This is a genomic window from Ignavibacteriales bacterium, assembly GCA_016709155.1.
Classification (GTDB): Bacteria; Bacteroidota; Ignavibacteria; order Ignavibacteriales; family Ignavibacteriaceae; genus JADJEI01.
Genome location: JADJEI010000014.1, coordinates 39,304 through 64,576 on the forward strand (window position 1 = coordinate 39,304; position 25,273 = coordinate 64,576).

Below are 25,273 nucleotides of genomic sequence, written 5' to 3' on the forward strand. Positions count from 1 at the left end.
TTATTTTTCCTCCATAATATTTCAGGATTTTGATGAAGAGAATTTTAAGCGGGATGCGCCCAACGGGGAAACTTCATTTGGGGCATTACGTAGGTGCTTTAGAAAATTGGGTCAAGCTGCAGGATGAAAACCAAAACTTCCACCTGATTGCAGATTATCACGTATTGACCACCAACCTTGATACATCTGATGTATACAATAATTCTATCGAAATGTTGATTGATTGGCTATCCGCAGGGTTGAATCCTGAAAAAAGTCCAATGTTTAGGCAGTCTCAAATAAAAGAACACACAGAATTAAATCTGATACTCGGTATGCTTATCAGTGTAAATCGTCTTGAAAGAAACCCTACGGTTAAAGATCAAGTACGTGATTTGAAAATCGAAAACATAATTTATGGTCATCTTGGTTATCCTGTTTTGCAAACCGCTGACATTCTTCTTTATAAAGGTGAAGCAGTTCCCGTTGGTGAAGACCAAGTCCCTCATATTGAAATCAGTCGGGAGATAGCGAGACGATTTAATAACCAATACGGAAAAATTTTTCCTGAACCGGATGCTATGCTGACAAATTTTGCAAGACTACCCGGACTTGATGGGGGAGCTAAAATGAGTAAATCTCTTGGCAATACGATTTTACTTTCTGATCCGTCTGATGAAGTAAAAACAAAATTAAAAAAAGCTGTTACCGATCCACAGAAAGTAAGAAAAGGTGATCCGGGAAATCCGGATATCTGCCTAATTTTTTCCTATCATAAAAAATTTAATTTAGATCAAATCCCTGAAATAAATGAGAGATGTCGTTCAGGTCAGCTCGGCTGCTTTGATTGTAAAATGAGATGTGCTCAAAAAATTTCCACATTCCTTGAACCAATACAAGAAAAGCGAAAATTTTATGAGAGCAATATTGATCTTGTTCTAAATATTTTAGCCGATGGCGAGAAGCGAGGTAAAAAAGTTGCAGTTGAAACTATGAATGAAGTTCACGACAAAATGAAGTTTGGTTAATGTATAAAATTAAATTAGATCATTTTGAAGGTCCGCTCGATTTGCTTCTGTTTTTTATTAAGCGGGACGAGTTGAATATTTATGACATCCCAATCTCAAAAATCACGAAGGAATTTTTAGAATATGTCAATCTTATTAAGGACCTTGATCTTGAAATCGCAGGTGATTTTATTTTAATGGCTTCAACACTGATGCACATAAAAGTAAGACTGCTTCTTCCACGAGAGATTGACGAGAAAGGCGATGAGATTGATCCGCGGGCGGATCTTATAAAAGCATTACTCGAATATAAACGCTATAAAGAAATGGCTGAAGAATTTTCTGACTTTGAATCCGAGCAGCGTAAAATCAGCTTCCGCGGGAATAATGAAGCTGACCCAAAAGAATCGCCTGCCGATTTGAACATCTTGTTAAAGAATGTAACTATTTATGATTTAGCCAAAGCATTCAAAAAAATAATTGACGAAATAAAAACGGAAGTTGTTCATGAAATAAAGAAAATAAATATTTCAATTGATGAACAGATTTCTTTTATACTTAATAAACTTGAAGAGATTCATGAACTGCACTTTTTAAGTCTTGTTTACGAAATGCACGAAAAAATCAGAATTGTCATTACTTTTGTTGCCTTGCTGGAACTAGTTAAAGCAGGGAAAATAGGTATTCATGAATCTAAAAATTATAATGATTTTGTAATATTGAGATTAACAGATGGATAGTGTCTATACTACAGTTATTGAATCATTAATATTTTCCTCTGACGAGCCTATATCTTCAGTTGAAATTGCAAGAGCAATTCAAGGCATTGATGGTGAAGAAATAAATATTCCCACAGAAGAAATTGAAGCAGCAGTTGATCAGCTCAATCAGCATTATATTCAACAAAATATTTCTTTTAGAATAATAAAAGTAGCTAACGGGTTTTTATTTGCCACCTCCCCTGAAACAGCAAAATACATCGGTTATCTTTCATCCGAAAAAAGTAAAAGAAGATTAAGCCAGGCTGCGCTAGAAACTCTTGCTATCATTGCTTACAAACAACCGGTAACAAAACCAGAACTCGAATCAATCAGAGGAGTAAATTCGGATTATATCATCACTACACTACTCGAAAAAAATCTTATAACAATAAAAGGCAGAGCAGAATCTATTGGTCGTCCTTTACTATATGGAACAACTGATCAGTTCTTGATTTATTTTGGATTAAATAAACTTAGTGATCTACCAAAGCCGCGCGAGATTGAAGATATTATGAATGACGAAGATTTCCTCGATCAAAAGAGAAAAATTATGATGAACGCTTTGGAAGAAGCAACTGAACAATCTCTGGAAAACGAAACGGAAAATAATGATCAGACTGAATAAATATATTGCGGATTGCGGTATTGCATCGCGAAGAAAAGCTGAAGAGTTTATTAACGAAGGCAGGGTTACTATAAACGACAAAGTCATAGTTGATCTTACTTTCAAAGTTGATTTAGAAAAGGACAAGGTTGAGCTTGATGGTGAATTACTAAAACCATCTTCTCATGTTTATTTTCTTTTAAATAAACCCAAAGGCATTATTTCTTCCACGATAGATGAAAAGAAAAGAATAACGGTTATTGATCTAATTAAAACTAAAGAAAAAATTTATCCGGTTGGTAGATTAGATTTTAACACAACAGGTGTTTTAATATTAACAAACGATGGCGAGTTTAAAAATTTCTTGACTCATCCTAAAAATAATATTGCCCGCGTATACGAAGTAAGGCTTGAGAAACCATTGACAGATGAAGATAGAAAAAAATTGCTGAAAGGGATTTATCTTGATAACAAAAGAGGAAAATTTGCTATAATCAATTTTCCAAAACCGCGCGATAGAAAATCTGTTGAAGTAACAGCGATGGAAGGCAGAAATCATTTTGTCAAAGATATGTTCAGAGCTTTAGGGTATAATGTAATCCAGTTAAACAGAAAAAGTTTTGGCGGATTGACAGCAGATATACCGGTAGGTGAGTACCGGAAACTTTCTCAATCAGAAGTTGAATCTTTAAGAAAGAAAAATGTTAAATAAATATTTTCACTTATTGATACTGATATTTGCTTTCACGGTGAATGCACAGATTAGGAATGAGAACACTACTTCAGATTCTATTCCAAAATATGCTCAGCTTACCATTCCGGAACTCTGGTCACAAATAGAGGATATATTTAATGACCCGAGTTTTAATGGCGCAGAGTGGGGAGTGGTAATACAATCTCTTGCGAATGGAGAATATTTTTATAAAAAGAATGAGGATAAGCTTTTTACGCCTGCCTCAAATTTAAAAATTTTAACAACTGCTGCTGCACTATTTTTGCTTGGTGAAGATTATACTTACTCTACTGATGTATTTTACAGAGGTGAAATTGACGGGTCTATTCTGCAGGGTGATTTAATTATTCAGGGAAGGGGTGATCCAACTTTATCTGCAAGATTTCACGATGGCGACATGACGGCTGTGTTCAGTAACTGGGCTGACTCTCTGCTTCGCAATGGGATTGATGAAATTAAAGGCAACATTATCGGCGATGATAATTATTTTGATGATATCGGCTTGGCGCCAGGATGGTCGTGGGAAAATGAGAGCTATTGGTATTCTGCTCCAACGAGTGCTCTATCATTCAATGATAATTGCGTTGACTTAATAATCGAACCGAATAGGAATAAAAAAACAGTAGATATTAATATTCTTCCAGATATAAAATATGTTGTAATTCTGAATAATGTTGAAGTACTCGATGACGATTCAAAAGCCTCTATTGATGTTTACAGAGAACGCGGGACAAATGTGATAAATGTATTTGGTCATATCGGAGCTTATGCTGATTCTTTCAAAACATTCGTAAGTGTAAATAACCCTACCCAATTTTCTGTCGTCACTTTTAAAGACGTACTAAAAAAAAAGGGAATCAAAGTCAGTGGTTATCCTGTTGACATTGATGATATCAGCAGCCCGATTGATTATTCAAAAGCAAATTTTCTTTTTTCATATCATTCGCCTGAGCTAAAAGATATTGTAAAAGTGATTAATAAAAATTCTTACAATCTTTATGCTGAATTACTACTAAAAACGATCGGACTTGAAATAGAAGGTTTTGGTTCAACCGCTAACGGAATAAAAGCTGAAAAAACTTTTTTGAATGAGATAGGCATAAATCCTGAAAGTATCAGACTTGTTGACGGCAGCGGATTATCCAGGCTTAATCTCATTTCACCGCGCAATATTGTTGCGGTGCTTGATTACATCTACAAAAGTCCATACTTCATTCCTTTTTATAATTCACTACCAATCGCAGGCACAGATGGAACGCTCGGGAAACGCATGACTTATTCGCAGACGAGGAATAACGTACGTGCTAAAACCGGATTTCTCGAAGGCGTAAGAAGCCTTTCCGGGTATGTTTATACCGGTGATAAAGAACCAGTAGCCTTTTCGATGATTGTAAATAATTATCTTGTTCCCGATAAACTTGCAGAAAATATTCAGGATCTTATATGTTTAAGATTAGCAAACTTTAAAAGAAAATAACGGAGGCACTTTGGATAATAATCCTCAACAGGATCTTAATGTTCTTATAAAACGAAGATTAGAAGAACTTGACGAATTGACAAAACTTGGATTTGAAACATACGCTTATTCATTTGAAGTTGATTCAAATTCTGAAACTATTAAAAATAATTTTGTTGAAGGCAGCGAAATGAATGTCAAAATCGCTGGTCGCTTAATGGCTCTTCGACGCATGGGCAAAGCTTCTTTTGCGCATATTCAGGATCATCTGGGCAGAGTACAAATATATCTTAGAAAGGATGATGTGGGTCAAAGCTATGATGCCTTTAAGCTAATGGATATTGGAGATATTATTGGAGTTGAAGGATATGTTTTTAAAACTAAAACAGGTGAAATTTCTGTACACACAAAATCTTTACAACTTCTCGCTAAATCAATCAGACCTCTGCCAATACCAAAGGAAGTGATTGATGAAAATGGGAACAAAACTTTATTCGATCAATTCGTAGATAAAGAATTACGCTACCGCCAAAGATATGTTGACTTGATAGTTAATCCCCAAATAAGGAATACATTTTATTTGCGAAGTAAAGTTGTTTCTGCCATCAGAAGGCTTTTGGACTCTTACGGATATCTCGAAGTAGAAACTCCAATATTACAACCATTGTACGGCGGGGCTGCAGCAAGACCGTTTATCACGCATCACAATACTCTTGACACTGATTTGTATTTAAGAATTGCCGATGAGTTGTATTTAAAAAGATTAATTGTTGGCGGCTTTAATGGTGTTTATGAAATTTCTAAAGACTTTAGGAATGAAGGAATGGATAAAACCCATAATCCTGAATTTACTATGATGGAACTCTATGTCCCGTATAAAGATTATGAATGGATGATGAGATTCGTCGAACAGATGTTTAATTATATTTGTCAGGAAGTTTTTGGTAAGCACGAATTTGAATTTGAAAATAATAAAATAAATTTTGCCTCACCGTGGAAAAGAATTTCTATGGTAGATTCTTTACTTGACAAAACAAGCCTTAACATTGTAGATGCTTCGGTTGAAGAACTTCACGCGGCAGCTGAAAGACTTCAAGTAGAAGTTAATCCGAATGAAGGTAAAGCAAAATTGATAGACGAATTATTTAGCGTACTAATTCAACCAAAACTAATTCAACCAACTTTCGTTGTTGATTATCCATTGGAAATTTCCCCGCTTGCAAAAAAACATAGAACAAAAAAGGGAGTGGTCGAACGATTCGAGGTTTTTGCCGCCGGAAGAGAATTGTGTAATGCGTTCTCCGAATTAAATGATCCGCTTGATCAACGTGCGCGATTTGAAGATCAATTAAAAATGAAAGAAGCCGGCGATGAAGAAGCACATCAACTTGATGAAGATTTTATTCGCGCTATCGAGTATGGAATGCCCCCGACTGCAGGGTTGGGAGTTGGAATTGATAGATTGGTAATGCTTCTGACAAATGAATCTTCAATTAGAGATGTTATATTCTTCCCGCAAATGAAACCTGAAGTTCAATAATCGCTCTAAAAAACTGACTTATTTCTTAGTTTAGTTTTTGATATTTTAACATAAAAAAATGAAGCCAATTGGTTTTAATATTTTGAGTATAATTGTATTATTAACACAATTCATTTATGGTCAAAATTTAATTGTAAAGAATATTCCAATCCAATTTGAGAAACTGAATTACAGCCAAAGTTTTTTAATAGATGAATCAGAAGATAATAATTATGATCCATTGAAAACTGAAATTGATTATACAATTTTAGGAACTTTAAGTGCGCTGTATCTGGGTTCAGGAATTGGGATGCACCTATATCAACAGAAAGCCTGGTGGAGCGACCAGAAGGTACCTTTCCACTTTACAAATGACTGGGCGTATGCTCGGTCAATTGACAAAGTTGGACACTTTTTTGGAACCACTCTTCTTGCGCATGCTTTTTCTGCCGGTCTGGAAGCTGCTAACTTTTCGATTGAAGACTCATATCTATATTCTGGTATCGCCGCTTTTGCTTTTCAGATGTACGTTGAAATTGAAGATGGGTTTGGACCAAAGTGGGGTTTCAGTCCTGGTGATGCTGCTGCTGATTTTTTAGGTGCAGCATTCAGCACCAGCCAATATTATTTCCCATATTTAAAAAACTTTCAAATGAAAATCTCTTATCTGCCATCACAAAAATTTCGCAGTGGAGAAACGTTTAGCGTAATTGATGATTACGAAGGGCAGAAATATTGGTTAGCATTCAGAATGGAAGAGCTGCTTCCTGAATCTGCTGCAAAATACTGGCCTGATTTTCTTAATCTGGCTGTAGGTTATGGTGTTGATAAGTTGGATGGCGTTGGGGGTGGGGATTCCGAATTCTATTTAGGATTAGATTTCGACGCAGAACAGATTCCACTTCATGGTGAATTCTGGCAATTTATTAAGAATACACTTAACTATATTCACTTTCCATTGCCGGGAATCAGAATTTCACCGAATGCTGCATTTCTTGCTTTTGCATTTTGACAGGTAATATATTGAAATTTAGTTTTGTAATTCCGACATTAAATGAGGAAAAGCTTTTGCCGGCAATCTTGAAACAGATTTGCGTTGAAGAATTAAAATCAAAATTTGATTACGAAGTCATCGTTTCAGATGGCGGCAGTATTGATAAAACTGTTCAAGTAGCGTTAAAATATGCTGACAAAGTTACAGTGCACTCTTCTGAAAATTTGCAAAATATTGCCGAAGGCAGAAACAGAGGGGCAAAATTAGCGGCAGGTGAAAATATAATATTTATTAATGCTGATGTGTTACTTCAAAATGTTGATTCATTTTTTAACTACATCAATATGAAATTTATCAATTCTGAATTTTTAGCAATGACAACATTTGTGAAAATATTTCCCGCCGAAGAAATTTTTATTGATAAATTCTTTCACTTCTTTTTTAATCATTACTTTTACTTACTTAATTTTATTGGAATAGGGATGGGGAGGGGCGAGTGTCAGGTAATCCGTGCTCCTGTATTTCAAAAGTTAAATGGCTACAGAGAAGATATCGCTGCCGGAGAAGATTTTAATATGTTTGTAAGAATTCGCAAATTAGGAAAAGTACTTTATGCAAGAGATATTTTTGTCTTTGAATCCCCAAGAAGATTTAGAAAGCTGGGATATTTAAACATTACGAGCACATGGGTTAAAAACGGTTTCTCGGTACTGATTAGAAATAAAGCAATTTCAAAAATTTGGGAACAAGTGAGATAGTGAAAATATATTTTTACTTATTCATAGTTTTTTCAGCAGCTTGTAATATACTTGCGCAGGCTGAATATGTTCAATCGGATAATAAGGTTTACAATTTTCTTGAGCGAATGGATAATCTGAATATTATAGATGGTTACAATTCATTTGAACTTCCAAAAACGAGAAAAGAAATTTCAAGGTTACTTATTACTGTGAAAGAAAATGAGTCGCTGCTCGATAATATTGATAAAAAAATGTTAGCAGATTTTTTACTTGAATATGAATTTGAGATTTCTAATTCACTAGAACACACCTCAAAAATAATTGATTCAAATGGCTATGATTTATTTTCACAACGAAATAAATATTTGTTTTACTTTTATGATTCATCCGCTTCAATATTTATTAATGTATTTTGTGAATCGCAACTTATTTCAGCTTCTAAACCATCAATAAAAAATTCATTCGGCGGACTTGCACTTATCGGTTGAGAAATTCGCGGAACATTTATGAATAATTTTGGTTTTCTTATTTCAGGTTATAATGGCAGTGCATTTGGAGATCGCGCTTCGTCTTCACTAAGTGATAAACTAAAATTCAATTATAAGTTTAATGAGAATCAGGATTCATCTTTTTTTGATGATACTTTTGGTTACTTGACTGCAGATTTTGATTTAGTCAAATTTAAAATTGGAAGTGATAGATTAAATCTTGGTTATGGTCGGGTGAAAACTTTTCTTGGAGATAATTCGCCTTTATTTAATTATGTCTCATTAAAAATTGATTATAAATTTTTTACTTTTAGTTTTTTCCATGGAAAATTGTTGGGACAGTCAATTTCAGATACAAGTTTTATTAATGGAAGTGTTAGACAGATTGATGAAAAATATATCGGTTATCACAGAATAGGTTTTAATATTTCCAGCGATATAGATTTTGGGTTTGGAGAATTTATTATTTATGGTGACAGACCAATTGATCTCTCCTACCTTAATCCATTTAATTTTTACAAATCAACTGAGCATGCAAATAGAGATAGGGATAACTCTATGCTGTTTTTGGATTTTAATAATACTTCAATCAAAGGATTGAAATTTTATTCCACTCTCCTATTGGATGACATAGATTTTTCAAAATTGGGTACAGGTTGGTGGGGAAATCAAATGTTATTAACTATTGGTGCCTCGTCGAGCAGTTTATATGACTTAATTCCTATTGATATTAATGCTGAGTATGTTCGGGTTGATCCTTATGTCTTTTCTCATCGCTTGATTCGGAATAATTTTTCAAATTATAATTACTCGCTTAGCTCTATTTCAAATCCGAATACTTCACTTTATTATTTAGGGTTTGATTATAGACTAACTTACAGATTATCTGTTACTACCTCCTTTACTTATTTCATTCATGGAGCCAATCCCCTTAATTCTGATGGGATTATCAGCAAAAATGTCGGCGGTGATATTCAACTCGGACACAGACTATTTGATTCGGAAAATTCAAAATATTTAGATGGTGATTTAGAATACGGCAGAATATTTTCGGTTAAATTATCTTTCGAACCGATAAAACAACTTTACCTGATCTTAGATATGAACTACATTAGTGAAAATCTTCAGAGTAATTTTAAAATAGATTATTTAGTACTTTGTTTCGTCTAATTACAAGATTATAAATTTTGGATCAATTATGAATTTTGAAAAAATAAAAATTCCTTTTCTTATTTTATTTTTAGCAGTGGGAATAATTCTTGGTATTCAAATAGAAAAATTATTCTCGAGTGATAAATTGAAAGACAGCGTTGATAAATTCGAGGACGTTTTATCGCTCACGCAAAAATATTATGTAGAGGATGTTGATACGCAAAAATTAGTTGAGGATGCAATCAATGGTTTACTTGCCGATTTAGATCCACATTCAGTTTATATTCCCGCAAATCAGCTTGAAAATATTGAAGAATCTTTTCGAGGTGACTTTGAAGGAATAGGGATCGAGTTTCAGATAGTCAATGATACAGTTGTGGTCGTTTCATCTATCACCGGTGGACCGAGTGAGCAGCTTGGTATTTTACCCGGCGACAGAATTATTAAGGTAGATGGAAAAAATTTTATTGGTGTATCAACTGAGAAAGTGCAAGCCACTTTGCGTGGAGAAGCAGGAACAAAGGTGAATGTTGCAATACTTCGAAATGGCAACAAAGATCTTATTGATTATGAAATAACTCGTGATAAAATTCCTCTTTATTCCATTGATTCACATTTGATGATAGACCAGCAGACCGGATATGTCAGTGTTTCAAGATTTTCTGAAACTACTTTCGATGAACTAAAAAGCTCTTTGAATGATTTAAAGAAAAGCGGTATGACACAGTTAATTTTAGATTTGAGAAGTAATCCGGGCGGCTATCTCAAACAGGCAGTGGATATTTCTGATCTGTTTATTGATGGCAAGAAAAAAAGCGTTTTTACAAAGGGAAGAAGATCGGAATACAATGAGGATTATAATGCTTCGAAATATTCGGAGTATGAAAAAATTCCATTAATCGTTCTGATTAACCACGGCAGTGCATCTGCAAGTGAGATAGTTGCAGGCGCTATTCAAGATTGGGATCGCGGTTTAATAATAGGTGAAACTTCATTTGGGAAAGGTCTCGTTCAAAAACAATTTGATCTTTCTGATAATTCAGCAATACGGTTAACCATTTCAAAATATTATACCCCCTCCGGTCGTTCTATTCAGCGCGATTATAAAACTATAAAAAGTAAAGATGATTATTATGCTGACGCTCAAAATCGAGTGGAAGTTGAAGGCGAAAATATAGAACACAATACTGAAAGCGATTCATCTGCAGAATATTTTTTAACTGAAAGCGGCAGAAAAGTTTTTGGAGGTGGTGGTATCACGCCGGACTACATTGTAAAAAATGAAAAACTAACTGACTATTCAACCAATCTTTTAAAAAATAATGTTTTTTATGAATTTGTACTCAAATACTTAGACATAAACAAAAACAATATTCTGTCGGTGTTTAATGGCGAACTCAAAAAATTTAATTCAACATTTGAGTTAAATGAAACTGAGATAAATAACCTTATTAAATTTGCAGAAAACAAAGAAGTAAAATTTTCGAGTGAAGATTTTACCAAAGATAAAAGTTATATACTTACGCGCCTAAAAGCAGAAATTGCACGAAACTTTTGGAAAAATGAAGGATGGTACTCGATCATGATTAAAAGTGATGATCAAGTATCGAAAGCATTAACTTTGTTTTCCGAAGCCAAATCAATCGCAAACTTAAAATGAAAAATTTACTTTAACTATTTTAATATTAGTTGTATTCTTTTTTTATGCGGGGCAAACCATCTTCTGTCAGAATCATTCGTCAGCTAAGAAAGACTATAAATTTCTTCTTGATGGTGAAGATTTGACTTATGTCGTACGGTTTGGTCCGATCGAACTTGGGGAAGTAAGAGTAAAAGTCCAAAATGTAATTAAAGAAAATAACCATAATTATTTTTTAACGATTGGCTATATTGATTCGTATTCCGGAGTACCATTTGTTGATCTCCATCAAATTTATGAAAGCAAATTCGACACAACTTATTATCCGGTTTTTTTTAGAGGGACTATTAAGGGGGAGGAAGATACTACTTTTACTGAATATCACTTCGATAAAAAAAATATGAAAGTAAGGGTGATAAAAGGAAACCGTTCACCGAAAGATATTTGGACAGATACAACCGGCAAAATGGAATCTTTTTACCAGGATGGTCTGTCATTATTTTATTACGCCAGAATGAAACTTGGTAAGAATCACTCTGAAAACATTCCCTGTTTTGTTGCTGAAAAAAAAGAAAAGACCATTATAAATTTTCATAACGAGCCTGAAGGAGTTTCGATTGATGCTGTTGACTATGACATTGACTGCATACATCTCGATGGCAATACAGATTTTGTCAGCATTTTTGGCTTAACAGGATATTTTGAAGGATGGTTCTCTAACGACGAAGCTTCAATTCCAATTGTCGCAAAGATGAAGGTCATTATCGGCAACATTACTTTAGAACTAAAAAAATGGAAGCGCACAGGATGGAACCCCCCGGTTTACAAAAATTAGATTCCGAACAAAAGTTGTTTCCGTACCAGGATTCATTTCCTAAAATAGAATCAACTGTATTTCTGGCATCAGGAGTAAAAATTATTGGTAATGTCGAGATTGGAAAAAGCTCCAGTGTCTGGTATAACTCCGTTATTCGCGGAGATGTACATTATATAAAAATAGGTGCACGAACTAACATTCAGGATTGCTCAATGCTTCATGTTACGAATGGGAAATTTCCACTAAACATTGGAAGTGAAGTAACTATTGGGCACTCAGTTACACTTCATGGCTGCATTCTTCATGATTTATGTTTGATAGGGATGGGTGCAATAATTCTTGATGGAGCAATTGTTGAAAAATATTCCATCGTGGCAGCTGGTTCGGTTGTTAAACAAAATTTTGTTGTCCCTTCCGGGAAATTAGTTGCTGGAGTACCGGCGAAAATAATTCGGGACTTGACTGAAACTGAAATAAATGATTTTGAAAAATCTGCCGAACGTTATGTTAATTACACAAAAATTACAGTTGATTCGTTGATAAAATTTGCAAATAAATTACGCGGGTAACTTAATTGATTAAAAATCTCGTAATTAATACTTCAGGCTATACATTGAAGAAAAGATCTATTCACTCTTTTGTTGGAAAAATTAAACGGCATCTGCAAATTGAAATTGAAGCTTTAACAATAAATTTTATTTCAGCAAATGATTTGCTTGAAATAAATAAAAAATATTTAAACCACGATTTTTATACAGATATTATTACGTTCAATTATTCCGGTGATAATAAATTAATTGATGGGGAAATTTTTATTTCGTATGAAAATGCCATAGAAAATGCTAAAAAGTATAAGGCGAATTTTTTAGAAGAAATCGGGAGATTAATAATTCATGGAATTCTTCACTTGACAGGATTAAACGATAAAGGTAAATCAGAAAAAATATTAATGAGAAAAAAAGAAAATGAATTGCTTAATATGTTTAAATTTCTTTTATTGCAGTAGAATGAAATCCAATAAGTGTATATTCAATTTAAGAACTGAGTCATTTTAAAATTTCAATCTATATGATTCATTCCAAATAAATCAGAAAGCAAATAGTATAAATGTCAAAAAATTTAGTGTTAGTCGAATCACCTTCTAAAGCAAAAACAATAAATAAATATCTTGGTAAAAATTTTATAGTTGAAGCTACTATCGGGCATATCAGGGACTTACCAAAAACTAAACTTGGAGTTGATGTAGATAAAAATTTTGAAGCTCAGTACTTGAATATTCGTGGGAAAGGCGATGTAATTAAAAAGATCAAATCGCTGGCGAATAAAAGTAAAAACATATATATCGCTACTGACCCTGACCGTGAAGGCGAAGCAATTGCACAGGATATCGCTGATATTCTTAACGGCAATAGTGAAGCTTTACTTCACCGGGTTTTATTTAATGAAATTACCAAAACCGGAATTGAACGTGCAATGAAATCCCCGAGAGAAATTGACAGTCATCTTGTGTTTTCTCAGCGGGCAAGAAGAGTAATGGATAGAATAATCGGATATAAAATCAGCCCATTTTTATGGAAGGCTGTCATCGAAATTTCAGGTAGCGGCTCAGTATCTGCCGGTCGAGTTCAATCAGTAGCATTAAAAATAATTTGTGATAGGGAAGTACTGATTCAAAATTTTGTCCCAACAGAATATTGGTCAATTTGGGCTGTCTTTGAAACAGAGCAGAAAGAATCTTTCAAGGCAAAACTATTCAGTATTAATAAAAATGAAATTAAAATTCCTCCTAAACCTCAGATGTCTGAAGAAGAGTGGAAAGAATTTTACAATGAATATTTCGCAATAAGAAATCAAGCTGAAGCTCAAAGTATTTATGACAGAATAAATAAGCTAAAACAGTTTATTATCTCGAATATTTCAAAAAGACAAATTAAAAGAAATGCTCCAGCACCATTCATAACTAGTACAATTCAATCGGAAGCCTCCCGCAGACTTGGTATGCGCCCGAAGCAAACTATGATGCTTGCTCAAAAACTTTATGAAGGAATTGAACTTGGAACCGAAGGTACAGTTGGACTAATTACTTATATGAGAACTGATTCCACTCGAGTTAGTGACGAAGCTTTAACCAGTGTAAGAGAATTTATTAATACGAAATTTGGTAACGAATATCTGCCGGAAAAGCCAAATACTTTTACTGCAAAAGGGAAGAGCAATGTTCAAGATGCTCACGAAGCAATTAGACCTACATCATTAAAATTTACACCGGAATTTGTGAAACCCTACCTTGATAGTAGAACATTTAAATTGTACGAATTAGTTTGGAAACGATTTGTTGCCTCACAGATGGCGCCAGCTTTAATGGAAACTACTGTTGTTGAAATTACTGCACAAGAATTTGTTTTTAGAGCCTTGGGCACTACGATTCTTTTCAGCGGCTTTCAACAAATGTATGAGGAAATTTTGGAGCCTAAAGAAAATGCTGAAGAGAAAGAAGAATATCGAAATGAAAAAATTCCTCTTGGGCTTGAAAAAGATCAATCACTAAAGCTATCCGAGTTAAAAGAAACTCAGCACTTTACAAAACCTCCTGCACGGTTCACCGAGAGTTCTTTAATTAAAGAGTTGGAAAGCAAAGGCATTGGAAGACCAAGCACTTATGCGCAGACAATCAGCACGATACAGGATAGAAAATATGTCCTGCTTACTGAAAAAAAATTATTTCCAACAAAGCTTGGAATTGAGGTGAACAAAATACTCGTCAAAAACTTTCCAAATATTATCAACGAAGACTTTACAAGTAAAATGGAAAGTGAGTTAGACGAAATAGCCCAGGGCGAAAATAATTATATCAAAGTCTTGAATGATTTTTATACTCCTTTTAATCAAACATTAAAGCAGGTTGAGGCTAATATTGAAAAAATAATTTGTGATTTGTGCGGACACGAAATGGAAATTAAAATTGGTAGATTCGGTAAATACTTAGCTTGCAGCAATTACCCGACTTGTAAAAATATTAAATCATTTAGAGATATTGCTTCCCAAAATAGTGAGCCGGAATACACTGGCGAGAAATGCGAAAAATGTGGCAACAGAACTGTTTTCCGGAATGGAAAATTTGGACGATTCATTGGCTGCGAAAAATATCCTGAGTGCGATTTTATAAAGAATCTTGACACTGGTGTTAGCTGTCCTAAGTGTAAAGAGGGGATGGTAGTTGAGCGGCAGTCAAAACGCAAAAAAATATTTTATAGCTGCTCAAGATATCCCAAATGTGATTTTGTAAGTTGGAATAAGCCTGTCAGTGAACCTTGTCCTAATGCTGATTCAAATTACATGGAAAAAAAGTATAGTGTAAAAAAAGGAAATTATTTTAAATGTCCTGTTTGTGGTGAAGAAAAAATTATCCAGCAAGTTGAAGAAACTGTAAATGATTTATGATGAGCATTGCAAAAATTGTTGATCAATACCTTGAGGAACTGGAATTTGTCAGAAGATATTCTTTAATGACAGTTGAAGCTTATAAGGGTGATTTATTAGCCTTCAGAGACTTTTCAATAAGCTGTTCAAAACTGAATATCGAAGATATAACTGAAAAATTTATTAAGTCATTTCTAATGAAGCTTAGTCAATCAGGTTTGGATAAAAACTCTATATCAAGAAAACTCTCTGCGGTCAGAGGATTATTTAAGTATGCATTTCAGAATAATTATATTGAGATTAATCCAACATCGGACTTAACCAACCCGAGATTGTCGAGAAAATTACCCGGAATAATATCAGTAGATTCTACAGACATGCTTTATAAAATTATTGATCAGAAAGATGATGATCCTATCCTGGTAAAAGCTATTTTTGAAGTGCTTTACGGTTGTGCTTTAAGACGAAGTGAACTATGTAATTTACTAAGCATTGATGTAGATTTGAATGAGCAGACTCTAAGAATAACTGGTAAGGGTGATAGAACTAGAATCGTTCCTATCGGGGATAAATCAAAACAAGTTTTAGAAAAATACATTCTTCAGAGGCAAAATATTTTTAACGGAAAATATTTTTTCACGACTAGTGATGGCAAAAAAATATATCCACAAATGGTTTATAGATTAGTTAGAAAATACTTATCTCAAATTACTGATATCAAAAAACGAAGCCCGCACATACTTAGACATAGTGCTGCAACTCATATGCTCGATAACGGAGCAGATATTCTTGCAGTTAAAGAAATACTAGGTCATCAAAATCTTTCGACGACTCAGATTTACACTCATGTTAGTATTGAAAGGCTAAAATCAACTTATAAAAAATCACATCCAAAATCATAATTTCGGAGGATACAATGAACATTTCAATAACGGCCAGAAAGTTTAAAGCTCACGATACACTTAAAACTTTCATTAAAGATGAAGTTTCATCATTAGAAAAATTTTACGATGGAATTTTAAGTGCTGATGTGATACTCAGTTACCAAAAAGCGAAAGAAGATTTAAAAACTGCCGAAATAATCGTGAAGATTCCCGGTCAGATTTTAAATGCTGCTCACGAAACTGACGATTTTAAAAAGTCGGTTACTGCCTCAGTAGAAAAGTTAGCCCGACAATTAGACAAAACAAAATCTAAAAGAACAACAGCTAGACATAAATGATTAAAATTGACCACAAAGCAATTAGTAAAAAAGAATCCATCACTGTCGATTTTTTTTATACAAATGCAAAAAAGCTTGCAAAACTTACTTTACAAAATGAAACTGTAAATCTTAAAAAATTTATTTTTGATCAAAATTTGCACAGACCCGGTTTAGCATTAGCCGGGTTTGTGGATTTATTTTCTTATAAAAGAGTGCAGGTATTTGGCAATACTGAAATGCATTATCTTGCTCAACTTGATGACAGTCAAAAAAGGAAAACTCTTTCCCGGGCTTTCAGTTTCGATCTACCTTGTGTGATTTTAACTGATGGGAACAAACCATTCCCGGTATTAATTGATGAAGCAAACAAACATGAAATACCCGTATTCGTTTCAAGCCACGCCACAACTAAATTAGTTTATCTCGTAAGTGACTTTTTAGATGATCAGTTCGCACCGCGTATTTCTTTACACGGGTCGTTTGTTGACGTATATGGAGTCGGAATTCTTTTTGTCGGCAAATCCGGTATCGGGAAAAGTGAAGTCGCTCTTGATCTCGTTGAACGGGGGCACCGGCTGGTTGCAGACGATATAATTATTTTTACAAAAAAGGGTGAAGGTATCCTCATGGGAACCGGAACTAATTTAGCCAAACATTTTTTAGAGATTAGAGGATTAGGAATAATAGATATTTCTAAAATGTTTGGAATCCGTGCAATTAGATTCCAAAAAAGATTAGAAATAATAGTAGAATTAGAAGTTTGGGACGAAAAAGGGGAGTACACTCGAACAGGTCTTGACGAAACCACAATTTCTATTTCTGAGGTTGATGTTCCATACGTCAAATTACCAATATTCCCTGGGAAAAACATCACTGTTATTTCGGAAGTAATTAGCCTGAATTACCTCTTAAAACATTACGGTTATGATGCGGCAAAAGAGTTTCAGGAAAAATTAAATGTTGAATTACGCACTAAACAAAAGGGAATTCAAAGAGGTGTTGACTATTTTGAACATGATTTCGAATAATTAAATTCTTCACTTGACAAATCACTCTTATTTGCTTAGATTCCGTCCCTAAATTATGAAAAAATTTTATTACTTTTCGCGCCAAAAACTAAAGTTTATTGAAATAAAAAACTTTAGGAGAAAGTTGCTATTGTCTTTAACTTCAGCAACTTTCATGATTTCTTTGATAGTTTTTGGTGTTTATACGGTCATTTCCAACTTTACTAATTCTAAATCTGACATCAAAGTTTTAATTGCTGAAAATAATGCCCTTAAAAGTAAACTAATACAAATTTCAGATCAATTTAGCTTATTAAGTACTGAACTTGATAGTATCTCTTCGAAGAACAATGATTTGAGAATTATGGCAAACTTGCCTCCATTATCTGAAGATGAAAGACAAGTTGGAGTGGGTGGAAATAAAATTTTTAGTGACTTAGATTTCTCAAGTTTATCTGGAAATGAAGATATTAGTTCCGCATTGGCGCTTGTTGATGAGGTTACAAGAAAACTTGAGTTTGAAAAAAATTATTACAAAAAAATCACCGCAAAACTTAAAGAGAATAAAATTCTTTATGAATCCATCCCTGCATTAAAACCTTGTGCAGGTACATTAGCTGAGCATGGTTTTGGAATGCGATTTCATCCGATACTTCACATAAATAGAATGCACGACGGGGTGGACATCATAACCGATACCGGAACGCCTGTTTATGCTCCAGGTAATGGAACAGTGACTTTTGCGGGCAGCAGGAACGGTTATGGACTTTGTGTTGTGATTGACCATGGCTTTGGATATGAATCGCTGTATGCACATTTATCCAGCTCAAATGTTAAGGTAGGTCAAAAAATAAAACGAGGAATGAATATAGCGAGATCAGGAAATTCAGGCTTATCAATCGGTCCACATCTTCATTATGAGGTTCATCATGATGGTGTCAAACTAAATCCTGAAGACTTTTTCTTTCAAGATCTTGCAGTATTTGACTTAAATAAAATTAAATAAAGGGTAGAAGAGAACTAAATGATTTGGACTGTTGAATTAGCATCATATTTAGATGATGCACCTTGGCCCGCTACTAAAGAAGAGTTAATCGAATATACCGAAAGAATCGGCGCACCCTATGAAGTGCTCGAAAATTTAATGGAGCTTGATGATTCTGATGAGCCTTATGAATCCATTGAAGATATCTGGCCTGATTATCCATCGGATGAAGATTTCTTTTATAATGAAGATGATTACTAATTAGCCATAACCGTGTTAAAATATCTTGATCAGATAGTAGGTCAACCAAAAGTAGTAAAACTTCTTTCAAATTTTTTAAATTCCGATAAAATACCCCACGCATTTTTGTTTACAGGTGAAAATGGTTTAGGTAAAGAAAATGCAGCCTTATGTTTTTCAAAAGAATTAAATTCAACTCACAATTCTGAAGATGTAATCAGTCAAATCTCGAATCTTGCCGAGCCGTTTGTAAAATATATTTTCCCTTTACCAAGAGGGAAAAATGAAGATAATGAATCCTCTCCCTATGAAAAACTAAATTCAGATGAGATGACTTCAGTCAAAGATGAACTTCAAAAAAAAATTAGTAATCCCTATTATAAAATATCCATACCTAAAGCTAATTTAATAAAGGTAAATAGCATCAGGGATTTGCGAAAATTTATATCAATGAGTTATTTAGATGTAAATTACAGAACGGTTATTATCTCTGATGCGCACCTCATGAATGAGGAATCACAAAATGCTTTGCTCAAGAATCTTGAAGAACCTCCAAGCGGTGTAATATTCATTTTAATTACATGCAAACCAGATATGCTTCGCGAAACTATTAGATCGCGTTGCTGGGAGATTAAATTCAATTTCCTGAAAAATGAAAATATAACATCTATTCTGACTAAATATTTTAATTACAGTAAAGTGCAAGCAGAAAATTATGCAGCCTTCTCCTTGGGTTCGATAAATGAATTTCTCTTCATTGAGGGTATTGATTTTGAAGATTTTTTAAATAGAACAATAGTCATACTGCGATTTTCTCTGGGCAGAAAGTTTCATTCAGCAATCGATGAAATAAATAAAATTGTTGCAAATGATATAGATTCTTTTAAACTACTCTTATTCTTGATCTTAAGATGGTTTAACGATCTTCAAAAGTTTAAAGTTCAAAAAGAAATTTCTTTTTTCGTAAATCACAAAGAAACTTTTCAAAAATTTTTGACTAAATTTCCAGAAATAAAATATCTAAAAATTGTAACAAAGATTGAAAATTTAATTTCTCTTTGCTCAAAAAATATTAACCTTAATATTCTAATTTCAGATTTGGCTGTGGAGCTCGGAAAATTTACAGTTGAAACCGGAATCAGAACAGATAAATCAACCCAGAAAATTAGAGGCTGAAATGAAAAAAGTAGTAATAACACATGCTAAAAGAACTCCAATCGGAAGTTTTAATGGATCACTTTCCCCATTTAGTGCAAGTGAATTAGGAAGCATCGTAATCAAAAGTCTAATTGAAGAATCACGGATTGATGTCAAATCAATTGACGAAGTGATAATGGGTAACGTACTTACCTCAGGGATGGGGCAGGCTCCTGCTCGTCAAGCTGCAATTTTTGCCGGACTTACCGATCACACCGAGTGCCTAACGGTTAATAAGATGTGCGGTAGTGGACTTAAAGCCGTAATGTTAGCTGCTCAGGCTATAATTGTCGGTGATGCAGAAATAATAATCGCAGGTGGACAAGAAAGTATGACAAATTCACCCTATGTCCTACCAAAGGCGAGAAATGGATATAGACTTGGCAATGGAGAAATTGTTGATACAGTAGTTTATGATGGATTATGGGATAAGTACAACAATATTCACATGGGAAGTTGTGCCGAAAAATGCGCTAAAGACTTTCACTTCACAAGAAATGAATTGGATGAGTTTGCAGCCGCATCATATAGGAAAGCACTTGACGCTCAGAATTCGGGTAGATTTGAGAATGAAATTACAAAAGTCACAATTTCTAACAAATCTGGTTCCGTAGTTTTTGATAAAGATGAAGAGCCACAAAAAGTTAATTTTGGAAAGATACCCGCACTAAAGCCTGTATTTCAGAAGGATGGTGTAGTTACAGCAGCCAATGCTTCCAGTATCAATGACGGTGCATCAGCATTGTTAGTTATGTCTGAGGAAAAAGCAATTGAACTTGGGTTTAAACCTTTAGTAGAAATAATTGCACAGAGTTCTGCGGCAAAAGCTCCAATAGAGTTTACTACTGCACCTGCAGATGCTATATCGAAACTTTTAAACAAATCAAATCTAAAAGTTTCTGACATAGATTTATTCGAGATCAACGAAGCATTTGCTGTAGTTTCATTAGCGGTAAATAAAATTCTTGCTCTTAACCCTGATAAGATAAATGTAAATGGCGGAGCAGTCGCACTTGGTCATCCGATAGGTGCCAGCGGTGCAAGAATTTTAACTACATTGATTTATGAAATGAAAAAAAGAAATTCTATCTATGGTGTCGCTTCCTTGTGTATTGGAGGGGGAGAGGCATCTGCTTTATTAATTAAAAATTTTAATAGTTAAGGGGTCACTAAATGGATATTAAAAATATTGCTGTAATCGGAGGCGGAACTATGGGTAATGGTATTGCCCACGTTTTTGCGCAGTATAATTTCAAAGTTCATCTTGTCGAAATGAACAACCAATTAATTGAAAAAGCTATGGCGACTATCAACGGTAATATAGATCGTCAGGTAAAAAAAGGAATTTTAGTCGAAGAGAGAAAATCCGAAATATTAAATCATATCATCCCAACTATTGGAATTGAAAGTATTCCTGAAAACACTGATTTGGTTATAGAAGCTATTTATGAAAATAAAGATGCTAAATTAAATATTTTCAAATCCTTAGATAGTACGCTGAATCAAAATTGTATTTTTGCTTCAAATACTTCATCCATTTCAATTACAGAATTATCCAGTAAAAATCGCCCTGATAAATTCATTGGAATGCATTTCATGAATCCAGTTCCTGTAATGAAACTTGTTGAAATTATTAGAGGTTATTCAACAAGCGACGAGACATTTCAAACTATAAAAAACTTATCATTGCAACTTGAAAAAACACCGGTGGAAGTATTTGATTATCCAGGGTTCATTTCAAATCGAATATTAATGCCGATGATCAATGAAGCGATTTTTACTTTAATGGAAGGGGTAGCATCAGCCGAAGATATCGATGTTGTAATGAAGTTGGGTATGAATCATCCCATGGGACCTTTGACACTTGCTGATTTTATCGGGCTTGATGTTTGCCTTGCCATTATGAATGTACTTTATACTGGCTTCAATGATTCAAAATACAGACCTTGCCCTTTGTTAAAAAAAATGGTGGCAGCGGGAAAACTCGGCAGGAAAACAAAAGAAGGTTTTTTTAAATACTAAAATGGTCCTGATTGAAATCAGTCAAAAGAAAATATTTACAGAAATATTTAATTAAAATTAGAAACGCCCAACGCTGGTTCAGAAAATACTTTAATAGATTTTCATTTCCAGAGTACACTTCATTCACTCTTTTCTCCTTACTGATAGGAATTGCAGTCGGTTTAGCAGCGGTTTTTTTTCACAATTCAATTGAGTTTTTCAATAAGATATTCTTTGAAAAAACAAAAGATGGACTATACTTTTTAGGAGCCGCCTCGGTAATATTTTTACCTGCGATTGGAATGTTGATTCAATCATTTATGATCAGGTCCTCGCCTAATATCGCAAAGCAAAAGGGGGTCTCAGAAATTATAAAATCGGTTGCTACAAGGAATGCATTCATACCTTTTAGAACAACTTTGTTCCATTTTATTGCACCCGTAGTGTGTATCGGCTCAGGTGGTACATTAGGCCCGGAAGGTCCGGCGGCGCAATTAGGCGGGGGTATCTCAAGTAAAATTTCACAAATATTTAATTTTACCGATGAAAGAAGAAAAATCTATACAGCGGCTGGAGCAGGTGCAGCTATTGCTGCGATATTTAACACACCCCTTGGAGGAGTATTTTTTGCACTGGAAATTGTTTTATTGAATGATTTTCGGACAGCTACTTTTTCTTCTTTAATTATTGCTTCAGTTACAGCAAGTACAATTTCACGAATATTTTTAGGCAATGAATCTATTTTTATTTTCTCTGTTAATGCTTTTGAACAATATTCTCACCTCATTTATTATATTTTACTTGGACTGGTCAGCGGTTTTTTATCCTTATCCTTTATCAAGTATTCAGCTATTGTAAAAAGATTATTTCTTAAAAAAATATATACATCAAAAATTCCTCAATGGCTAGTGATGTCTTTCGTAGGGATTTTGGTTGGGCTTGCAGGCTTTTACTTCAAAGAAATTTATGGCATTGGATATTCATCTATCAACGAAATTTTAGCAATTTCATTAACCTGGAAAATAGTTTTAGTATTGCTTGGTCTAAAATTTTTACTTGTTCCATTAATCTTATATTCTGGTGGTTATGGCGGTGTATTTGCTCCATCGCTATTTATGGGAGCTTGCCTCGGATATCTCTTCACCATTTTATTAAATATCTTTTTTGGAATTACGGTGGATACAACTACAATGATTCTTGTGGGAATGGGTGCAGTTCTTGGAGGGATCAATACCATACCTATCTCGGCGATTATGATAATTTTTGAAATGACACAGGAGTATTCTTTTATACTTCCATTGATGCTTGCAGTTATATTTAGTACTACCGTTGTACAATTGATTTTGAGAAACTCAGTTCATGTGAAAAATTTAGAAGCAGAGGGATTTAAGCTTACTGATATTTCAGAAAAGAATATTCTTACTGATCTTCTTGTTTCAGAAATAGAGTTACATCCGATAGAATTAATACCAGACGAAACATCCTTGCCCGTGTTAACCTCAAAATTTATCGAAAACCCCAATAGTTCTTTTTATACTACTAATGCTGAAGGAAAGATTTCGGGTATTATTTCGGAAAACGAACTTCGTCCAATTATCACAGAATATGAATCTTTGAAAGATGTTATTGTAGCGAAGGATATTATAAATCCGGATGTATATTTTATAGAAGGAACTGATAGTCTCGATTATGTTCTTAAATTATTTTCAAAATATAACTATGATCAATTTCCAGTGATTAGTTCTGGAGATTCATCAATAATATTGGGCTCGATTACAAGGCAGCAAGTATTGGAAATATATAACCGGGAAAGTTTAAAGAATAATTTAGCTGAAGGACTTGCTAGAGAATTTCGATCACTCGAACGATATAGCTCAATAAAAATAAGTGAGGGGTTCTCTATAATTGAATTACCTGTACCGTCAAAATTTATTGGAAAAAGTTTATCAGACTTGCGTCTGCGAAATAAATTCGGATTAGAAATATTAATGATAAAACAGGCTGCGGAATTTTTAGTTGATAACTCGAAATTAGAGATCAAGCAACCAGACGCAAATTATTTATTAAACCAGAATGATATTTTGATCATTTTTGGTCGGGATGAGAAGATTCAACATTTTCGTGAGATGTAACTTCATTTTGTCCTATAATGTATATTATGTAAACTTAGATAATTATCAGATATAGCCTTTATATTTTAGATAAAATAATACTGCCACCACAATGAATAATAATAATCCATAACTACTCCTCTTCTTAGTAGTGAACTTTCGTGAGCGTGAGAATCCTAATTTCTTTTTCTTTTTTTCTTGAGGATCATCTTCAGGTTTGTAAAACCTTGGTTGATAATCAAAAATTCTATGTCGAGGTTTTTTCATAAACATAAAAAACTTTCTAATTCATCAAAGTATTTACAAAAGTTCCGGATCAAAATTTTGCAGGTCATCAATTTTTTCACCAACGCCAATATATTTTACCGGAATCTTTAATTTATTTGTAATATGGAAAATAATACCACCTTTTGAAGTTCCATCAATTTTTGTTAAAACGAGACCAGTTAACTTTACAACTTTCCCAAATTCTTCTGCTTGCTTAATGGCATTTTGACCGGTAGTTCCATCTAATACAAGCAATATTTCATTCGGAGCATATTGCAGTTTTTTATTGATAACTCGATTTATCTTTCCCAGCTCATCCATCAAATTTGATTTATTGTGAAGTCTTCCGGCTGTATCAATTAGTACAACATCATAACTTCCTTCAATAGCTTGATTAATCGTAGCATAAGCAACTGCTGCAGGGTCACTTCCTTGCTGACCACTTACTATCTTTACGTTTGCTCTTTGTGCCCATACATCAAGTTGTTCATTTGCTGCTGCGCGAAAAGTATCTGCAGCTCCGACAATCACTTTTAATCCGGCTCGCTTAAAATTATGAGATAGCTTACCTATTGTAGTTGTCTTCCCTGCTCCATTCACACCGACTATAAGAATAACGTAGGGTTTATATTTAATTAATTCTTCATCAAAATTTGTTTTTGGGGTTGAATTAAGGATGTTATGCAGTTCACTTTTAACCGCACTAATCAGATTTGTATTCGATCTATCCGAAGTGCTCCGAAGTTTAATTCTCACATTATCAATAATTTGAACCGAAGTTTCATAGCCAATATCAGAAGTAATCAGAATCTCTTCTATTTCTTCAAGAGTTTTATCATCAATGACAGCCTTCCCGGAAATAACTTCTGTGATCGAATTTAAAAGCTTTGTCTTTGTCTTGGACAGACCTTCTTTCAGCCTGCCCAAATTTATATTCTTAAATATTCCCATT

Annotated in this window: 26 protein-coding genes; 24 read left to right on the top strand and 2 right to left on the bottom strand. The window is 33.9% G+C overall.

Annotated elements, in window-relative coordinates:
- Positions 1-26: 26 nt before the first annotated feature.
- From trpS to IPH11_18990, 24 genes are all read left to right on the top strand, one after another.
- Positions 27-1,007, top strand: a complete 981-nt coding sequence (trpS, locus tag IPH11_18875) for a tryptophan--tRNA ligase (protein MBK6915619.1) — start codon at positions 27-29, stop codon at positions 1,005-1,007.
- Positions 1,007-1,726, top strand: coding sequence for a segregation/condensation protein A (locus IPH11_18880; GenBank protein ID MBK6915620.1), 720 nt, complete (start codon positions 1,007-1,009; stop codon positions 1,724-1,726). Before trpS ends, IPH11_18880 begins: the two co-directional genes overlap by 1 nt.
- Positions 1,719-2,372 carry an SMC-Scp complex subunit ScpB gene (gene scpB / locus IPH11_18885; GenBank protein MBK6915621.1) on the top strand — a complete coding sequence of 218 codons (654 nt, stop codon included), beginning with the start codon at positions 1,719-1,721 and terminating at the stop codon, positions 2,370-2,372. Before IPH11_18880 ends, scpB begins: the two co-directional genes overlap by 8 nt.
- Positions 2,359-3,063 (top strand): rRNA pseudouridine synthase, encoded by a 705-nt coding sequence (locus IPH11_18890; protein MBK6915622.1) that lies wholly within the window; start codon positions 2,359-2,361, stop codon positions 3,061-3,063. The genes scpB and IPH11_18890 overlap by 14 nt, the downstream gene beginning before the upstream one ends.
- A complete protein-coding gene (gene dacB / locus IPH11_18895) occupies positions 3,053-4,561 on the top strand; it encodes a D-alanyl-D-alanine carboxypeptidase/D-alanyl-D-alanine-endopeptidase (protein ID MBK6915623.1) in 1,509 nt (502 codons plus the stop codon). The genes IPH11_18890 and dacB overlap by 11 nt, the downstream gene beginning before the upstream one ends.
- A 10-nt stretch (positions 4,562-4,571) precedes the next feature.
- On the top strand, positions 4,572-6,080 hold the full coding sequence (lysS, locus tag IPH11_18900; GenBank protein ID MBK6915624.1) for a lysine--tRNA ligase: 1,509 nt from the start codon (positions 4,572-4,574) through the stop codon (positions 6,078-6,080).
- Positions 6,081-6,138: 58 nt separating this feature from the next.
- Positions 6,139-7,071 (top strand): DUF2279 domain-containing protein, encoded by a 933-nt coding sequence (locus IPH11_18905; GenBank protein ID MBK6915625.1) that lies wholly within the window; start codon positions 6,139-6,141, stop codon positions 7,069-7,071.
- A gap of 11 nt (positions 7,072-7,082) precedes the next feature.
- The gene (locus IPH11_18910) at positions 7,083-7,811 is read left to right on the top strand and encodes a glycosyltransferase (GenBank protein ID MBK6915626.1); all 729 of its coding nucleotides are present in this window, start codon (positions 7,083-7,085) and stop codon (positions 7,809-7,811) included.
- Positions 7,811-8,281: a hypothetical protein gene (locus tag IPH11_18915; GenBank protein MBK6915627.1), complete on the top strand. Its 471-nt coding sequence runs from the start codon at positions 7,811-7,813 to the stop codon at positions 8,279-8,281. Before IPH11_18910 ends, IPH11_18915 begins: the two co-directional genes overlap by 1 nt.
- Before the next feature lie 18 nt (positions 8,282-8,299).
- A complete protein-coding gene (locus IPH11_18920; protein ID MBK6915628.1) occupies positions 8,300-9,451 on the top strand; it encodes a hypothetical protein in 1,152 nt (383 codons plus the stop codon).
- A gap of 28 nt (positions 9,452-9,479) precedes the next feature.
- Positions 9,480-11,093: a S41 family peptidase gene (locus IPH11_18925; GenBank protein ID MBK6915629.1), complete on the top strand. Its 1,614-nt coding sequence runs from the start codon at positions 9,480-9,482 to the stop codon at positions 11,091-11,093.
- 121 nt (positions 11,094-11,214) lie between these two features.
- The gene (locus tag IPH11_18930; GenBank protein ID MBK6915630.1) at positions 11,215-11,907 is read left to right on the top strand and encodes a DUF3108 domain-containing protein; all 693 of its coding nucleotides are present in this window, start codon (positions 11,215-11,217) and stop codon (positions 11,905-11,907) included.
- Positions 11,880-12,458 (top strand): gamma carbonic anhydrase family protein, encoded by a 579-nt coding sequence (locus IPH11_18935; GenBank protein MBK6915631.1) that lies wholly within the window; start codon positions 11,880-11,882, stop codon positions 12,456-12,458. The genes IPH11_18930 and IPH11_18935 overlap by 28 nt, the downstream gene beginning before the upstream one ends.
- Positions 12,459-12,466: 8 nt before the next feature.
- On the top strand, positions 12,467-12,895 hold the full coding sequence (gene ybeY, locus IPH11_18940; GenBank protein ID MBK6915632.1) for an rRNA maturation RNase YbeY: 429 nt from the start codon (positions 12,467-12,469) through the stop codon (positions 12,893-12,895).
- A gap of 101 nt (positions 12,896-12,996) precedes the next feature.
- A complete protein-coding gene (gene topA / locus IPH11_18945) occupies positions 12,997-15,330 on the top strand; it encodes a type I DNA topoisomerase (GenBank protein MBK6915633.1) in 2,334 nt (777 codons plus the stop codon).
- Positions 15,330-16,211 carry a tyrosine-type recombinase/integrase gene (locus tag IPH11_18950; GenBank protein MBK6915634.1) on the top strand — a complete coding sequence of 294 codons (882 nt, stop codon included), beginning with the start codon at positions 15,330-15,332 and terminating at the stop codon, positions 16,209-16,211. Before topA ends, IPH11_18950 begins: the two co-directional genes overlap by 1 nt.
- A gap of 14 nt (positions 16,212-16,225) precedes the next feature.
- Positions 16,226-16,531 carry a ribosome-associated translation inhibitor RaiA gene (gene raiA / locus IPH11_18955; protein ID MBK6915635.1) on the top strand — a complete coding sequence of 102 codons (306 nt, stop codon included), beginning with the start codon at positions 16,226-16,228 and terminating at the stop codon, positions 16,529-16,531.
- Positions 16,528-17,541: an HPr kinase/phosphorylase gene (locus IPH11_18960; GenBank protein ID MBK6915636.1), complete on the top strand. Its 1,014-nt coding sequence runs from the start codon at positions 16,528-16,530 to the stop codon at positions 17,539-17,541. Before raiA ends, IPH11_18960 begins: the two co-directional genes overlap by 4 nt.
- A gap of 130 nt (positions 17,542-17,671) precedes the next feature.
- Positions 17,672-18,526 carry a M23 family metallopeptidase gene (locus IPH11_18965; protein MBK6915637.1) on the top strand — a complete coding sequence of 285 codons (855 nt, stop codon included), beginning with the start codon at positions 17,672-17,674 and terminating at the stop codon, positions 18,524-18,526.
- 18 nt (positions 18,527-18,544) lie between these two features.
- Positions 18,545-18,766, top strand: coding sequence for a DUF2795 domain-containing protein (locus IPH11_18970; GenBank protein MBK6915638.1), 222 nt, complete (start codon positions 18,545-18,547; stop codon positions 18,764-18,766).
- A 12-nt stretch (positions 18,767-18,778) separates the two neighbouring features.
- Positions 18,779-19,921 carry a hypothetical protein gene (locus IPH11_18975; protein MBK6915639.1) on the top strand — a complete coding sequence of 381 codons (1,143 nt, stop codon included), beginning with the start codon at positions 18,779-18,781 and terminating at the stop codon, positions 19,919-19,921.
- Position 19,922: 1 nt separating this feature from the next.
- Positions 19,923-21,104: an acetyl-CoA C-acetyltransferase gene (locus tag IPH11_18980; GenBank protein MBK6915640.1), complete on the top strand. Its 1,182-nt coding sequence runs from the start codon at positions 19,923-19,925 to the stop codon at positions 21,102-21,104.
- 17 nt (positions 21,105-21,121) lie between these two features.
- Positions 21,122-21,964 carry a 3-hydroxybutyryl-CoA dehydrogenase gene (locus tag IPH11_18985; protein MBK6915641.1) on the top strand — a complete coding sequence of 281 codons (843 nt, stop codon included), beginning with the start codon at positions 21,122-21,124 and terminating at the stop codon, positions 21,962-21,964.
- A gap of 11 nt (positions 21,965-21,975) precedes the next feature.
- Entirely contained in the window at positions 21,976-24,075 is a 2,100-nt protein-coding gene (locus IPH11_18990) for a chloride channel protein (protein MBK6915642.1), read from the top strand.
- A gap of 45 nt (positions 24,076-24,120) precedes the next feature.
- Here the strand turns inward: IPH11_18990 and IPH11_18995 are convergent, their stop codons facing one another.
- Positions 24,121-24,321: a hypothetical protein gene (locus IPH11_18995; GenBank protein ID MBK6915643.1), complete on the bottom strand. Its 201-nt coding sequence runs from the start codon at positions 24,319-24,321 to the stop codon at positions 24,121-24,123.
- Positions 24,322-24,354: 33 nt separating this feature from the next.
- Positions 24,355-25,272 carry a signal recognition particle-docking protein FtsY gene (ftsY, locus tag IPH11_19000; GenBank protein ID MBK6915644.1) on the bottom strand — a complete coding sequence of 306 codons (918 nt, stop codon included), beginning with the start codon at positions 25,270-25,272 and terminating at the stop codon, positions 24,355-24,357.
- Between the last annotated feature and the right edge of the window lies 1 nt (position 25,273).

Bases quoted from the DNA above. Each gene is read 5' to 3' on its own strand.
- scpB (MBK6915621.1), top strand. From the start codon at position 1,719: ATGGATAGTGTCTATACTACAGTTATTGAATCATTAATATTTTCCTCT.
- dacB (MBK6915623.1), top strand. From the start codon at position 3,053: ATGTTAAATAAATATTTTCACTTATTGATACTGATATTTGCTTTCACG.
- IPH11_18905 (MBK6915625.1), top strand. From the start codon at position 6,139: ATGAAGCCAATTGGTTTTAATATTTTGAGTATAATTGTATTATTAACA.
- IPH11_18970 (MBK6915638.1), top strand. From the start codon at position 18,545: ATGATTTGGACTGTTGAATTAGCATCATATTTAGATGATGCACCTTGG.
- IPH11_18995 (MBK6915643.1), bottom strand. From the start codon at position 24,321: ATGAAAAAACCTCGACATAGAATTTTTGATTATCAACCAAGGTTTTAC.
- ftsY (MBK6915644.1), bottom strand. From the start codon at position 25,272: ATGGGAATATTTAAGAATATAAATTTGGGCAGGCTGAAAGAAGGTCTG.
- topA (MBK6915633.1), top strand. From the start codon at position 12,997: ATGTCAAAAAATTTAGTGTTAGTCGAATCACCTTCTAAAGCAAAAACA.
- IPH11_18925 (MBK6915629.1), top strand. From the start codon at position 9,480: ATGAATTTTGAAAAAATAAAAATTCCTTTTCTTATTTTATTTTTAGCA.
- IPH11_18935 (MBK6915631.1), top strand. From the start codon at position 11,880: ATGGAACCCCCCGGTTTACAAAAATTAGATTCCGAACAAAAGTTGTTT.
- raiA (MBK6915635.1), top strand. From the start codon at position 16,226: ATGAACATTTCAATAACGGCCAGAAAGTTTAAAGCTCACGATACACTT.
- IPH11_18980 (MBK6915640.1), top strand. From the start codon at position 19,923: ATGAAAAAAGTAGTAATAACACATGCTAAAAGAACTCCAATCGGAAGT.
- IPH11_18920 (MBK6915628.1), top strand. From the start codon at position 8,300: ATGAATAATTTTGGTTTTCTTATTTCAGGTTATAATGGCAGTGCATTT.
- IPH11_18950 (MBK6915634.1), top strand. From the start codon at position 15,330: ATGAGCATTGCAAAAATTGTTGATCAATACCTTGAGGAACTGGAATTT.
- IPH11_18880 (MBK6915620.1), top strand. From the start codon at position 1,007: ATGTATAAAATTAAATTAGATCATTTTGAAGGTCCGCTCGATTTGCTT.
- IPH11_18960 (MBK6915636.1), top strand. From the start codon at position 16,528: ATGATTAAAATTGACCACAAAGCAATTAGTAAAAAAGAATCCATCACT.